12 protein-coding genes are annotated in these 14520 nt (G+C 63.1%); 7 read left to right on the top strand and 5 right to left on the bottom strand.

Annotated features, from left to right (window positions below):
• Nucleotides 1–88: 88 nt before the first annotated feature.
• Both ABIE35_RS09155 and ABIE35_RS09150 read right to left on the bottom strand, forming a co-directional pair.
• On the bottom strand, nt 89–1018 hold the full coding sequence (locus ABIE35_RS09155) for an Ltp family lipoprotein (protein WP_354514255.1): 930 nt from the start codon (nt 1016–1018) through the stop codon (nt 89–91).
• Nucleotides 1019–1312: 294 nt separating this feature from the next.
• On the bottom strand, nt 1313–2209 hold the full coding sequence (locus ABIE35_RS09150; protein ID WP_354514253.1) for a LysR family transcriptional regulator: 897 nt from the start codon (nt 2207–2209) through the stop codon (nt 1313–1315).
• A gap of 137 nt (nt 2210–2346) precedes the next feature.
• Between ABIE35_RS09150 and ABIE35_RS09145 the strand changes: the two genes are divergently transcribed.
• Entirely contained in the window at nt 2347–3735 is a 1389-nt protein-coding gene (locus tag ABIE35_RS09145) for an MFS transporter (RefSeq protein WP_354514251.1), read from the top strand.
• Nucleotides 3736–3739: 4 nt separating this feature from the next.
• On the top strand, nt 3740–4489 hold the full coding sequence (locus ABIE35_RS09140) for a 3-hydroxybutyrate dehydrogenase (protein WP_354514249.1): 750 nt from the start codon (nt 3740–3742) through the stop codon (nt 4487–4489).
• A gap of 12 nt (nt 4490–4501) precedes the next feature.
• Here the strand turns inward: ABIE35_RS09140 and ABIE35_RS09135 are convergent, their stop codons facing one another.
• Nucleotides 4502–4879: a winged helix-turn-helix transcriptional regulator gene (locus tag ABIE35_RS09135; protein ID WP_354514247.1), complete on the bottom strand. Its 378-nt coding sequence runs from the start codon at nt 4877–4879 to the stop codon at nt 4502–4504.
• Between the two features lie 105 nt (nt 4880–4984).
• Here ABIE35_RS09135 and ABIE35_RS09130 point away from each other — a divergent pair, with 105 nt between their 5' ends.
• Both ABIE35_RS09130 and ABIE35_RS09125 read left to right on the top strand, forming a co-directional pair.
• Nucleotides 4985–5848 carry an SDR family oxidoreductase gene (locus ABIE35_RS09130; RefSeq protein ID WP_354514245.1) on the top strand — a complete coding sequence of 288 codons (864 nt, stop codon included), beginning with the start codon at nt 4985–4987 and terminating at the stop codon, nt 5846–5848.
• A gap of 208 nt (nt 5849–6056) precedes the next feature.
• A complete protein-coding gene (locus tag ABIE35_RS09125; protein ID WP_354514678.1) occupies nt 6057–7370 on the top strand; it encodes an HNH endonuclease in 1314 nt (437 codons plus the stop codon).
• Here the strand turns inward: ABIE35_RS09125 and ABIE35_RS09120 are convergent.
• Nucleotides 7367–8827: an amino acid permease gene (locus ABIE35_RS09120; RefSeq protein ID WP_354514243.1), complete on the bottom strand. Its 1461-nt coding sequence runs from the start codon at nt 8825–8827 to the stop codon at nt 7367–7369. The two genes, ABIE35_RS09125 and ABIE35_RS09120, sit on opposite strands and share 4 nt — an antisense overlap.
• A gap of 266 nt (nt 8828–9093) precedes the next feature.
• Between ABIE35_RS09120 and ABIE35_RS09115 the strand changes: the two genes are divergently transcribed.
• Nucleotides 9094–11196 carry an ALF repeat-containing protein gene (locus tag ABIE35_RS09115; protein ID WP_354514241.1) on the top strand — a complete coding sequence of 701 codons (2103 nt, stop codon included), beginning with the start codon at nt 9094–9096 and terminating at the stop codon, nt 11194–11196.
• 176 nt (nt 11197–11372) lie between these two features.
• A complete protein-coding gene (locus ABIE35_RS09110; protein ID WP_354514239.1) occupies nt 11373–12179 on the top strand; it encodes an IclR family transcriptional regulator in 807 nt (268 codons plus the stop codon).
• On the opposite strand, the gene ABIE35_RS09105 is transcribed toward ABIE35_RS09110, so the two are convergent.
• Nucleotides 12180–12617, bottom strand: a complete 438-nt coding sequence (locus ABIE35_RS09105; RefSeq protein ID WP_354514237.1) for an SRPBCC family protein — start codon at nt 12615–12617, stop codon at nt 12180–12182.
• Nucleotides 12618–12779: 162 nt separating this feature from the next.
• Between ABIE35_RS09105 and hutU the strand changes: the two genes are divergently transcribed.
• Nucleotides 12780–14519 carry a urocanate hydratase gene (gene hutU, locus ABIE35_RS09100; protein WP_354514235.1) on the top strand — a complete coding sequence of 580 codons (1740 nt, stop codon included), beginning with the start codon at nt 12780–12782 and terminating at the stop codon, nt 14517–14519.
• Nucleotide 14520: the final 1 nt, after the last annotated feature.

Raw genomic sequence — 14520 nt, 5'->3', positions numbered from 1 at the left:
CCCACGCGACGTGGCAGTTAAGGGCAATGTTTTCGACGGCCATTGTCATTAAATGCCACTGCGGCGATTCACCAGATCGGAAAATCAGCTAGAGACCTGTCTGACTCACACCGTACTCGGCCTGCTCCGGCGTGAAGCCTTCGAACAGCAGTTGATCGATCAAACCTGCACGTGAGAATGAGCTGAACTCCAAGTAGTTCTTAGCCTTCTTGGCTGCCTGTTGGTTCCAGTCGACCTTGACACGGTCTGCGGCCCAAGTCGCATCCTCTGTGGAGTACTTCTCAAACTCAAGTTGCTTGATGAGCCCCGGGTAAGAGAACGCTGTGAACTCGAGGTAGCTGGTTGCTTTTCGCAGGGCGTTTTGTTGGCTAACTGTTCCAGCGGCCGCTTTTGCTGCCGCTTCGGCTGCAGCCTTAGCCGCAGCGTCTGCAGCTTCTGCATCGGCTTTTGCTTTTACTGAAGCCTCTGCCTCGGCTTTGGCTGCGGCTTCTGTCTGGGCTTTTGCCGCGGCATCCGCTTCAGCTTTTGCCTTTAACTCCGCCTCTGCTTTCGCCTTCGCTGCGGCTTGCGCCTCCTTTTCCGCTGTTGATTGCACGGAGGCCGAAGCCGAAGCCGAATCCGGCGCTGCACCTCTGGTGCTGGATAACGTGGGGGCTGCAGTTGGGCCGGATCCAATGCGGACGACATTCACAATAATGCCGAATAGGACGAAAATGCCCGTGACGATCAGTGCCACTTTCTTGTGCCGCTGGTAGCCCTCCAACGGGAGCCCTCGTTTGTCGCGGGTTTGGTTCGCCAGGACCAGTATGAGGTCGATGAGGGCCCAGATGCCCAGGCCGCCAAAAGTAATCAGCTTGAGGATGCCGGTTACGACTTTGCCCAGGTAGAACCGGTCTACGCCAAAGACTCCAAGGAGAAGAGACAACAACCACGTAACAAGAAATGATTTGTTGCTTTGTGGCGCCTGTCCGTAGCCCGGTGGAGGGGGATACGGGGCGGGGTAGGGATTTTGGCTCATGACGGTCCCTTCAAAACGACACCTGTCCGATGCACGAGGCGGGCCGTGCGGGATGGGTGCGGTGAGTGAGCGCTCGACGAGGGAACAGCGTCGAGCCAAACGCCCTAGGCGGCGCGCCGCTAGTTGCGAAAGACATGATCACCTCCCCAGAAGCGTCACGGGCGTCAATGCCCGTAGACGGATGCTACACGTTGTCTGGCGGAATGGAACCCCAATGCAACAGTCCCGCGAGGTGGCATGTAATGACAATGCTTTTCGGAAAAAATTGTCATTAGATGCCACCTTTGGCGCGGGCTATTCAGCCCCCAGCAGTTCCTCTCGTCGCCGCTCGGTTTCCTCGCGCAAAGCCTGCACGACGGCGGCTACCGCGGGGCGGCGCATTGAGTCCGGGCGGAGGACCATCCAGTAGGGGAGAAGCTCGGCGAAGTCCGCTGGCAGGAGACGCACCAAATCCGTGTGCCGGTCAGCCATGAAACACGGCAGGAAGCCAACACCTGCTCCAGCCCGGGTGGCCTCGACGTGCACGAACACGTTGGTGGAGCTCAGCCCGTCCCGCATGGTCGGAACCAACCTGCGCGGGGCGTCAAGGTCATCCACTTGGAGCATGGAATCCACAAAGTAGACCAGCTGGTGCTGCGTGAGTTCCTCAATACTTGACGGGGTGCCGTTGTCCTTCAAATAGGCACGGGACGCGTACATCCCCAGCCGGTATTCGCCCAACCTGATCGCTTCGGCCCGGTGCACCTGCGGCGTCCCAACCACCACTTCAATATCCAGGCCGGAGCGCTGCTGCAACGCCCGTCGAGTCACCGTCACGATCTCCACGCTCAGCCCAGGGTGCTCCCTCCGCAAACGTGCCACCGCTGGGGCCGCGATATATGCGCTGAAGCCATCGGTCGCGGTCATGCGTACGACGCCGGTAATGGGGTCGGGGGCGCGGTCGCTGGGTCCCAGCGCGCCCACCGCAGCTTCAATCCGTTCTGCGACCAGCACGGCTTCCGCGCCCAGCTCCGTCACTTCCCAACCGCCCGCGGCCCGCGCGAGGATCCTGCCTCCCAGCGCTTTCTCCAACGCCGCTATCCTGCGCGAAACGGTGGTGTGGTTGAGCCCCAAGGCTTGGGCCGCCGTCGTAAATTTCCCTGAACGTGAGACGGCCAGGAAGATGAGGAGGTCATCCGGGTTCGGCTTCATATCTGCAATTTTGCACACACAGGGTGCTGCTTTGGTCATTGAGACACAACAAATCTGCGGCAATACTCAGTGGAGCATTTCGTGTTGTGGATCACATCACGTTCAAAAGGGTCAAAGAGGACACTGAGGAGATGGATATGAGCGTAGAGCAGCGCTCCGCATCAAAAGCAGGGAAGGGCTCCGGCGAAGGCTCCGGACTCAAGAAGATTGTCGCGGCCTCGATGGTGGGCACCGTGGTGGAGTGGTACGAGTTCTTCCTGTACGCCACGGCCGCCACGCTGGTTTTCGGCAAGTACTTCTTCCCGAGCACCGGCAATGAACTGGACGGCATCATCCAGGCGTTCATCACCTACGCTGTCGGATTCGTTGCCCGTCCGCTCGGTGGCATCGTGTTTGGCCAGATCGGCGACAAGCTTGGCCGCAAGCCCACTTTGCAGCTGACCATCGTGATTGTGGGCGTCTCCACCTTCCTGATGGGCTGCCTCCCGGGCTTCATGGAAATCGGGTACTGGGCACCGGCCATGCTGGTGGCGCTCCGCTTCATCCAGGGCTTTGCGCTCGGCGGCGAATGGGGCGGCGCCGTGCTGCTGGTGGCTGAGCACAGCCCCAACAAGTCGCGCGGATTCTGGTCATCGTGGCCGCAGGCAGCAGTGCCGGTGGGTAACCTCCTGGCCACCGCAGTCCTGTTCACCATGTCCTCGGTCCTCAGCAGCGAAGCCTTCCTTGGTTGGGGCTGGCGCGTAGCGTTCTGGCTCTCCGCCGTGATCGTTTTCGTTGGCTACTACATCCGCACCCACGTCACCGAAGCCCCCATCTTCCTCGAAGCCAAGGCACAGGTGGAGGAGTCCAAGGCCATCAGCTACGGCGTTGGCGAAGTCATCCGCAAGTACCCCAAGGGCATTCTTCAGGCCATGGGCCTCCGTTTCGCAGAGAACATCATGTACTACCTGGTGGTGAGCTTCGCGATCGTGTACCTCAAGAGCGTCCATAAGTACGACACCTCCTCGCTCCTGCTGGCACTGCTGATTGCCCACGTCATCCACTTCCTGGTCATCCCGCAGGTGGGACGACTGGTGGACTCGTGGGGACGCAAGCCCGTTTACCTGGTGGGCGCGATTGCGGGCGCAACCTGGCCATTCTTCGCCTTCCCCATGTTCGATACCAAGAACGCCGTGATCATCGTGCTCGCCGTGACCATCGGCCTCTGCCTGCACGCCTTCATGTACGCCGGGCAGCCGGCCATCATGTCCGAGCTCTTCCCCACCCGCATGCGCTACTCGGGTGTATCCCTGGGCTCTCAGGTCACCTCGATCTTTGCGGGCTCGCTCGCACCGTTGCTGGCAACCCAGTGGCTCAAGGACACTGGTTCCTGGGTTCCCACAGCCATCTACCTGGTGGTCGCCTGCGCCATTACGGTCGTCGCCGTTGTTTCACTGAAGGAGACCAAGGGCATCGCGCTCCAGGAAGTGGACCAGGCCGACGCCATCCGCCACGGGCTGACTACGTCAACTACTTCGAAAGGCTAAATCCGTGGACAACTCCTTGAACGGACGCAAAGCACTGGTGACCGGCGGGGCGAGCGGTATTGGGGCGGCCTGTGCCCGGGCGCTCGCCGCCCGCGGGGCGAAAGTAGTAGTGGCCGACGTCGATGCCTCCGGAGCTGCGGCACTCGCCGATGAGCTGGGCGGCACGGCCTGGACAGTGGACCTTTTGGACGTCGACGCCCTGGCCGCTCTCAGCCTTGACTGCGACATCCTGGTCAACAACGCCGGCATCCAGAGGGTCGCGCCCATCGAGGAGTTCGAACCCGCGGAGTTTCGGCGGATCCTGGCCCTGATGCTGGAGGCGCCGTTCCTCCTCATCAGGGCCGCACTCCCGCACATGTACGCCAATGGGTTCGGCCGGATCATCAACATCTCTTCGGTCCACGGACTCCGGGCCTCCGCCTACAAGAGTGCCTACGTCTCCGCCAAGCACGGGCTGGAAGGGCTGAGCAAAGTCACCGCGTTGGAGGGCGGCGAACGGGGGGTTACCTCCAACTGCATCAACCCCGGCTATGTACGCACGCCCTTGGTGGAGAAGCAGATTGCCGATCAGGCCCGGCTCCACGGCATTCCCGAGGCCGAGGTCCTGGCAAAGGTGATGCTGACGGAGTCCGCAGTGAAGCGCCTGGTGGAGGTGGAGGAAGTTGCGTCGTTGGCTGCGTGGATGGCCTCCGACGACGCCGGCATGGTTACCGGCGCGAGCTACACCATGGACGGCGGCTGGTCGGCCAGGTAAGGCGCCGCTGGGTTAGTTCTGGCCGCCGATGATGGCTTCGGCATTGTCGAAGGCCCATGTCACCAAGGGAATGAGCAGCGTGCTGAGCTCGCGGCCGCGTTCGGTGAGGCTGTAATCCACGCGGGGCGGGATGACGGGCTGTGCGTCACGGCGGACCAGCCCGTCCCGCTCGAGTGTCTTGAGGGTTTGGGCGAGCATTTTCTCGCTGATGCCCTCGGCCCGGCGGCGCAATTCGCTCCAGCGCTGATCGCCTTCGGAGAGTGACAGCAGGATCAGCACGCCCCATTTGCTGGTGATGTGATCCAGCACCGTCCGGCTGGGGCAACCAGCCGGGAACACGCCGTCGGCAATGGTTGCGGGGAGCGGCGCCGGGAGGTCACTTACTTTCATGTGCGTACCTTACCTTAAAGTGCGTACTAACTTTTGGGAAGTTTCCGGAAGTGGGGCTCGTTATCCACCATGACAGAGCAAAACTTCCGTTGAAAGGAACCACCCATGAGCATCGTTGTCGCTGGAGCAACCGGACAGCTTGGCCGCCACGTAGTAGAGGCCCTTCTAGAGCGCAACGTCCCCGCGGCGGACATTGTGGCCACCGGCCGTTCGGTGGAGAAGCTGTCTGACTTCGCCGAACGCGGCGTCACGGTTCAGGAGATGGACTACGAAAACCCGGCATCCGTTGCCGAGGCTCTGAAGGGTGCCACCAAGGTTCTGCTGATCTCCAGCAGCGCAGTGGGCCAGCGGGTTGAGCAGCACCGCACGGTCATTGAGGCTGCCAAGACGGAGGGCGTGGAACTGCTGGCCTACACCAGCATTGCCAACGCGGACACCACGGGAATGAAACTGGCCGCCGAGCACCAGGCAACGGAGGAGCTCCTCAAGGAGTCCGGTGTTCCGTTCGTCCTGCTGCGCAACAGCTGGTACTTGGAGAACTACACCGAGCAGCTGCAGGGAACCCTGGCGCAGGGTGCCATCGCGGGTAGTGCGGGAGACGGCAAGGTCAGCGGCGCCACGCGTGCTGATTACGCGCAGGCTGCGGCCGCTGTCCTGGTGGCGGATCACCAGGCTGGCAAGGTGTACGAACTGGGCGGAGACCACGCCTTCACCTTGGACCAGCTGGCCTCTGAGATTTCCTCCGCCGCCGGCCGCGAGATTGCCTATAACGATCTGCCCGCCAACGAATACCAGCAGATCCTGGTGGGTGCAGGCGTGCCGGACGCCTTCGCCGAAATCCTTGCCGACTCTGATCTTGGAATTGCGCGCGGCGATCTGCTGGTCACCAGCGGTGATCTCCAGAAGCTGATCGGCCGCCCGTCGACCCCGCTGTCCGAGGCCGTGCGTTCCGCCGCCGCCTCCCTCTAGGCCAACTGTCACTTGGCGGGCTTGTCACACAGATGTTTATGGGTTTTCCACATAGACAACTTTGGGTCTGATGTTCGGACAAGGTCGCTGGAAGAGTGCCTGTATGGGCAGAATTCGGCGATCGCAGCGGGCAACACTGGCTTCGCCGCCGCTTCCTGACCGTGTATTGGCTTCTTCAGCGGTTGCTCCTGAAGTGCCCGCAGCCGGCATGGGGATTCGGGGTCTCGTCCTTGCACTCGAGTCGCTTGCGATCGCTTCCGATAGCTCGGGGCTTATCGATGAAATACGCGATCTTGAGGAGTTGAAGTCTGCAATTTCCGCCCGGCATGCCCGTGCTGCAGTGGCATTTGACCTGGCGCAGCGGGCGGAGCAGGCCCAAGCCGGGGTTCCTGCGGCTGAGCGAGGGATGGGCGTCGCTGCGCAGGTGGCGATGGCGCGACGCGAGTCGCCCCATAAGGGATCAAGGCTCTTGGGGCTCGCCAAGGCGCTGGTCATGGAGATGCCGCGGACCCTGGCAGCGCTGGAGTCGGGCCAGTTGAACGAGTGGCGGGCTACGTTGCTCGTGAAGGAAACAGCCTGCCTGTCCGTTGAAGACCGGGCCGCGGTGGACGAGGAACTGGCCCCTGACACCGGAACATTCGACGGGGCCGGAGACAAGGCCATCATCTCCGCTGCCAGAGCCGCCGCGTATCGCCGTGACCCGAGGTCAGTGGCGCAACGAGCGAGCCATGCCGCCACGGAACGGACGGTCAGTCTGCGTCCTGCTCCGGACACCATGACGTACCTCACCGCACTACTCCCGGTCGCTCAAGGGGTGGCCGTTTATGCCGCGCTGTCCCGGACGGCTGATTCCGTCCGCTCCAGTGGGGATGAGCGGACCCGCGGCCAAATCATGGCAGACACCCTGACCGAACGCGTTACCGGCACGCCGGGTGGTGTTGCAGGTATCAACCTCAACCTCGTCATCACGGATCGCATGCTCTTCCAGGGCGACTCCGAGCCTGCCCGTCTTGATGGCTACGGAATCGTCCCCGCGGAATGGGCAAGGGCGCTTTTTGTCGACGAGCCCTCCGGGTTGGAGGATCAGGTCCATCGGGGCCGCGAGGGCACGGAACGCCGCGAGCGCACGGAACGAAGCGAATTTGCAGTGCTGCTCCGCCGCCTGTACACCGCTCCCGGCAGTGGCGAGCTCCTGACTATGGACTCAAAAGCACGGTTCTTCCCCCAACGGTTGCGGAGCTTCATCCAGCTCCGGGACAACACATGCCGTACTCCCTACTGCGACGCGCCCATCCGGCACATCGACCATGTCATTCCCTGGCATTCAGGAGGCAGCACACATCTCCACAATGGAGCCGGGCTGTGCGAAGCCTGCAACCATACCAAGGAAAATCCGGGTTGGGCCGTCGCTAGCATGCCCGGTGACGTGCACACACTTCAGGTCCGCACTCCCACCGGGCATAACTACCAATCCAAAGCACCACCGTTGCCGGGGCACAAGCCCACACGCCTCACAAACTAACTTGCCTTCACCACCGGTAGGGCGGCCGTCTCATCCACCAGTTCTGCCCGGCGCAAGCCGCCCCCGCGGACCCACAGTTTGTAGGCCACGAACAGGAGGACCAGCCAGGTTCCGCCCACGTACAGGGCTACCCGTGTGTCCTCGAAGACGCCCAGGATCACGATGACCATCGCCATGAACGCCATGGTCAGGATGGACGCAGCAGGCCACAGCGGAGAACCGAATTCCGACGCCGGCAGCCCCTTGCGCTTGATCTCCCGCTTCATGGCCACGTGCGACGCCAGGATCATCACCCAGACCCACACTGTGGCGAACGTCGCGATGGAGGCGATGAGCACAAAGACATCTTCCGGAATGACGGCGTTCAATACGACGCCCACCAGCAGGATCCCGCCCATCATCACGACGGTCATCCACGGAACGCCGTGGCGGGAGATCTTGCTGAAGCTCTTGGGTGCGTGGCCCTGCTGGGCGAGGCCGAACAGGATGCGGCCGGCTCCGAAGATGTCGCTGTTGATAGCGGAGAGCGCGGCAGTAATGACCACAGCGTTGAGGATGTGCGGTGCGGCCGGGATGCCCAGGCCGTCGAAGATCTGCACGAACGGGCTGCCGCTGCTGCCGATCTCGTTCCACGGGAAGATGCTCATCAGCACACCCAACGTCAGTACGTAGAAGAGCAGCACGCGGACCGGAACGGTGTTGACTGCCTGCGGGATGACTTTCTTGGGATTGGTGGCTTCGCCCGCGGTGATGCCGATGGTTTCGATCCCGCCAAAGGCGAACATCACCACTGCGAACGCGGCCAGGAGCCCCTCGAAACCGTTCGGGAGCAAACCGCCGTGGTTCACGAGGTTTCCCAATCCCGGTGCCACGCCACCGCCGTCGCCCGTTTGGAAACCGAACACGACGATCGCCGCACCACCGACGATCATGGCGATGATCGCCACCACCTTGATGAGCGAGAACCAGAACTCCAGTTCACCGAACACCTTCACGCTGAGCAGGTTCATGGCGCCAAGGAACAGAATGATGGCCAGGACCCAGATCCATCTGTCCACCTGTGGGAACCAGAAGCCCATATAAATACTGAAAGCCGTGACGTCGGCGATGGCCACAATGGCCATCTCGAACACGTACGTCCACCCGGTCACGAAACCCGCGAACGGTCCCAGATACTTGGACGCGTACTGGCCGAAGGAGCCCGACACCGGGTGTCGGACAGCCATTTCGCCGAGGGCACGCATCACCATGAACACGGCCGCGCCGCCAATGATGTAGGCCAGCAGGACGGCCGGGCCTGCCTTCTGAATCGCAGAAGCCGAGCCGTAGAAGAGGCCCGTGCCGATTGCGGATCCGAGGGCCATGAAGCGGATGTGGCGGACGTTCAGGCCTCGGTTGAGCGCCGTACCCGCGGCCTGGAGGACAGAGTTCTCCGCGGCCAGCTTGGTTTGTTGCATAGTAAAACCTTCTCGTCTTTGGGAGGGGATCGCTATCCAGCAGATCACTTTTGGGCCTCTTGTGATCGGACTCACGGGGGTTTGGTGTCTTTGATCGCAGACACTGCTGCCCTGGCGGACAGGGCGGTTTTGGAAGGTGGTCAAAGTCATAGCCTCCGTTCGGATATGATGACCGCGGACAGCTCATCAATACGGTCAGGCATCCCTCGCTTTCAGCGTCGCCCCCCTTGAATTCAGCGCTGCCACCGCATCCTTATGGGGGACTTTTGATTTCTGTACTTCGTGACACCCGCCGCCGCTGGGCCGCTGCCGTTGTTGCCGTTCTGGCTGGCGCGTCTTTGCTCTATGCATCCCCAGCCCAGGCTTACGACATTCCCGATTTTGAGGTTCCCAGCGCGTCGCAGGCTCCTTTGCCATACGTGGAGCGGGCGTCGGACGCGGCGGGCGTCCTGGAGCTGTGGAGGACGGGTGGACCCGCGACCCGCGCCGCTGCGGCGACAGCTTTTGCAGGTGGCAGCGATGCGATCCGGGCATTCGTCGACGGCGGTCAGGACGTGTCGCTGGCAGCGGACCGCAAGCAGTTGGTCACCGAGCTGACGGAGCGGGGGAGCGCGCATGTTCGCTCGTCAGCTAAGAACGTCCTGGCGGCGAATGATCCCGCAATCATCGCCGGCTTCCTCTCGGTGGGATGGGCCCAGACGTGGAAAGGCGATCTGCGCACTGCGGCGACGTTCTTCACTGAGGTGGAGAACCCCCGGATCAAGGCTGCTGCATCGAAGGTCCTGGAGTCCGGCGACCAAGCAGTGGAGAAGTTCGTTCTTGAAGGCTGGCGAAATATTGCTCAAGGGCAGGACCGGGAGGCCGTAACCTACCTGACTGATTCCCCCGTAGCTGCCGTTACGCTCGGAGCCCAGGCAGCCTTGGATACCAACAACCCTGAGGCAATCGCGGACTTCCTCCGCTACGGCCAGTTTGTCGCCGCAGACCATCACACCGAGGCGACCGCCGTGACTTCGCTGCTCCAGCAGGTCAAAGACGATGTCAAGGCCAACCCTGTCGGTGCTGCAGCAGTCGCCGACCGGGCGAAGACCGCCGTGGAGCAAGCACGAAACACCACCGCGGCCGCCCGCAAAGCAGACACGACACGTCTGACTGCTGATCGTGATCTCCTCAGTGCCCAGGCTGTTCCGCGAAATGTCCTGGACAGCGCAAGCGTGGCTTCCGAGAAGCCGTTCAAGGAAGCCTTCGCAAAAGCCGCCAAGGAATTGCCCGGACTGCTGTCGACCCTCACCGCTCCCGGTGCCGATCTTGACGCACTCATCAAGGAAGCCCGGCAGGTCGCCCTGGATCTCGCACTGGTCGGCACACCTGAAGTGAAGAAGGCCGCCGCGACCGCCCTCGTGGGTGGGGATTCGGCCATCAAGGACTTCGTGGCCAAGGGCCACGCGGAAGCCATTGCACGGGACTCAAGCGGTGTGTCTGCGTTCGGCGCGGACCGTCAGCGGGTCTATCAACTACTGGCCCAGGGCGGCAGTCACGTCAACAAAGCCGCGGATATTGCCTTGGGCTCTGCCAACCACGCAGATGTCCGCTATTTCCTTGAGTATGGTTTCGCTGCTGCGCAAGATCTGGACAACCGCATCCTTGCCTACGCCACCCTGGACAAGGGGGCGGAACGGCGGGCGGCTGCCACTGTGGCGCTGGAGGGCAGCCGGGCTGACCTTCGGGCGTTCGCCGCCGCCGGGCAGTTTGCTGCTGCCAAGCGCGACGAAACCACCGCCGCCCACGTTGCCTCGATCGACGCCATGATCGCCGAACTCGCCGGGCTGGCTGACAAGGCAGCAGTCGACGCCGGTGTGGTGGCTGACGCTGCGAAGGCCGCCGAAGCAGCGCGCCAGGCGGAGGCGGCGAGGGTTGCCGAAGCAGCGAAAGCCGCCGCAGAGGCAGAGCAGGCACGCGGTAAACTTCCCCTGAATGTGCCGCGGGTTGACTCTTCCGGGTTGTTCGAGGCAGCCCCCACCGTGGTGCCATGGCCGCAGGCCCCAGGTTCCGCCGTCGCGCTTGGCGTCACCGGCGAGGCGCCGGACGGCGAGCCTGTCGATGCTGAACGTCCTGACATCACAGATGTCGACGTCCCGCCGGCTGCGACGTGGCCCAGCGAGTCGGCTACGGAGGAGTCTTTGTCGCCAGAGGCGGCGGCTCCCTTGGCAGTTTCCTCTACCGGGCTGGGCGGTTGGACCATCGGCCTGATTGCGGCACTGGTCCTGGCCGCTGCCGGTGCCATCGCGTTCCTGCTGCGTCGGAAGGGTCCAGTGCCAGCGACGGCAGCTGTAAAGCCTGGCGGCGCGGGCGCTGCCCCCAAGCCGTAGCCCGGGTCCTGCCCCAACCGCGGCCCGTGGCCTGGGCAAGCCGGGACTGTCTGGCACTCCAGACACCGGGCAAGCTCGACGGGTTGGCTGCGTGGCACCTCAGGGTGCACGCTTGAGTACGGGATACCGGACAGACGTTTGTTCCGCTGGTCCCGAACCCTGAGCAGTGAGGAACCATGACAACGTCGCCAGTGGCACCAGGCAAGGCCACTTCCAAAGTCCCTGCCGCCGAGAATACCCTGCGGATCCTGAAGCTGCTGGCCTCGCGACGAGGCCCGATGGCGGCGTCAAACATTGCCACGGCACTGGGCCTGCCGCGATCCAGCGTCTACCACCTGTTGGGTGTGATGGAGGCCAACGGCTTCGTCCTGCACCTCCACGAAGAGCAGCGATACGGGCTCGGCATCAGCGCCTTCGAACTCAGCTCCGCATACTCGCGCCAGGAGCCTTTGTCACGGCTTGGCCGGCCCATGCTCGCGTCACTGGTTGATGTGATCGGCGAGAGCGCACACCTGGCAGTGCTCCATGGGCGCGACGTTCTCTACATCGTGGAGGAACGCGCCAAGAACCGCCCCAGCCTGGTGACCGACGTCGGGGTCCGCCTGCCCAGCCACCTCACCGCGTCAGGCCGCGCGATCCTGGCCGCGTTGCCAAAGTCGCAGGTCCGGGCGCTGTATCCGAACGCTGCTGCCTTCACTTCGCGGCACGAGGTGGAGTTCCCCATCATGAAATACTCCGCGTTGTCGTCTCACCTCGATCAGGTGCGGCAGCGTGGCTACGCCACGGAAAACGGCGAAATTACGCCTGGATTCGGCTCCATCGCCGCCGCAGTGACGGACCACGTTGGATGGCCGACGGCGGCAGTCGCCGTCACGTTCTTGGAGGACAAAGTGCCGGCTGAGCAATGGCCGGTGCTGGCTTCACGTATCCGGAAAGCGGCAGACGAATTGTCGGTCCGGATCCACGGGCGACCTGGGGGCTAGCTAGCCCCGCCCCAAGGCATCGCGCTCGACGAGTTTTCGGAAGGTCTCAAGCTCGCCCCGGAAGCTGCCGCGGTAGGAGCCCATGGCGAACAGCCGGCCGAAGATTCCAGCGATAAATCCCCGGGTGACGAACACCTGGTTGATGCGCGTGCCGTGGCCCTCGGCAGTGAACATTACATCTGACTCGCCCTTCAAGATTGCATTGCCAAAGCGGGTGCGGATGTGCCAAGGCCGCTCAACCTCAAGGATTTCGGTGGGGCTTGCCATCCGCCCGAACCACAAGGTGTAGCGGCTGCCGGGCTCATCAATCGAACCAACCAAGTCGCCCGCCCGGGTGACTCCGCCGATCCACTCGGGGTACCGGTCAAGATCCGTCCAAGTCGCAAAAACGTGCTCGGGTGGTGCTGCGACAAGGGTCGAAACGCGGAACGTTGCCATGGGTCCAGCATGCGCTCTTTGCCGCTGGAATGCGAGAGGCTTGGCGGGTCTGTAATCCCGGACAGCACCACTCCAAAAGCCGTTCCTGCCGCGCGATAAAGGGGCTTTAGTAGAAGCAGAAGATCTTTCCAGCACACACTTCCCACTGACGAAGGAGCCACCATGGCACCCGCCGATTTCACTACAGGAGCCCGCCCGGTCAAGGCTGCCCGGGGTACGGAGCTGACGGCCAAGTCCTGGCAGACCGAAGCGCCGTTGCGCATGCTGATGAACAACCTGGACCCCGAGGTTGCCGAGCGCCCCGATGACCTGGTCGTCTACGGCGGTACGGGCCGCGCCGTCCGCTCTTGGGCCGCTTTCGATGCGATCACCCGGACCCTGGAAAGCATGGAAAAGGACGAGACCCTCCTGGTCCAGTCCGGCAAGCCGGTAGGTGTATTCCGGACCAACGAGTGGGCGCCGCGCGTACTTCTGGCCAACTCCAACCTTGTGGGCGACTGGGCAACGTGGCCCGAGTTCCGCCGCCTCGAGGCCGAGGGCCTGATGATGTACGGCCAGATGACGGCCGGTTCCTGGATCTACATTGGTACCCAGGGCATCCTGCAGGGCACGTACGAAACGTTCGCCGCCGTCGGAAATAAGCTCGCTGCCGCCAGGCAGAACACGGGCCGTCACCCGGCACCGGCGGCAGCCGGTTCCACCGAAGGTCCGTTGGCGGGCACCCTGACTTTGACCGGCGGTTGTGGCGGCATGGGCGGCGCCCAGCCGCTGGCTGTCACCCTGAACGACGGCGCGTGCCTTATTGTCGACGTCGACGAAACCCGCCTGCGCCGCCGCGCCGGCAAGCGCTACCTGGACGAGGTCGAAACGGACCTGGACACCGCGATAGCCAAGGTCAACAAGGCCAAGGAAGAGCGCCGCGGCTGGTCCGTCGGCTACGTGGGCAACGCCGCCGAGGTCTTCCCGGAACTGCTGCGCCGCCACAAGGCCGGAGAGCTGACCATTGATGTGGTCACGGACCAGACGTCCGCGCACGATCCGCTGTCCTACCTTCCCGAGGGCATCAACGTCGATGAGTGGCACACCGAAGCCGAAGCCGACCCGGAAGGTTTCACCAAGAAGGCGCAGGCATCCATGGCTCGCCACGTACAGGCCATGGTGGAATTCCAGGACGCCGGCGCCGAAGTCTTCGATTACGGCAACTCGATCCGTGACGAGGCCCGCAAGGGCGGCTATGACCGGGCGTTCGAGTTCCCGGGCTTCGTCCCGGCATACATTCGTCCTTTGTTCTGCGAGGGCCTTGGCCCGTTCCGCTGGGTTGCCCTGTCAGGTGACCCCGAGGACATCGCCGTGACGGACAAGGCCATCAAGGAGCTCTTCCCGGAGAACACCCACCTGCACAAGTGGCTGGACGCTGCAGCGGACCGTGTGGAATTCGAAGGCCTGCCGGCACGTATTTGCTGGCTCGGGTACGGCGAACGCCATAAGGCTGGTCTGTTGTTCAACCAGCTCGTGAAAGAAGGCAAGGTCAAGGCTCCGATCGTGATCGGCCGTGACCACCTGGACTCGGGCTCGGTGGCATCGCCTTACCGCGAGACCGAATCCATGGCTGACGGTTCCGACGCGATTGCTGACTGGCCGCTGCTCAACGCCATGCTCAACACTTCCTCCGGTGCCACGTGGGTATCGATCCACCACGGTGGGGGCGTCGGCATTGGCCGGTCCCTCCACGCCGGGCAGGTCTCCGTCGCTGATGGCACAGACCTCGCCGCGGAGAAGCTCGAACGACTCCTGACCAACGACCCCGGCATGGGCGTCATCCGCCACGTCGACGCCGGTTACGACCGCGCCGTCGAAGTCGCCAACGAACGCGGCGTCCGCATCCCCATGAACGAGAAGTAAG

Source organism: Paenarthrobacter sp. 4246, assembly GCF_040546855.1.
In the GTDB taxonomy this organism is placed as follows: Bacteria; Actinomycetota; Actinomycetes; order Actinomycetales; family Micrococcaceae; genus Arthrobacter.
This window is presented reverse-complemented; position numbering and strand designations above follow the sequence as displayed.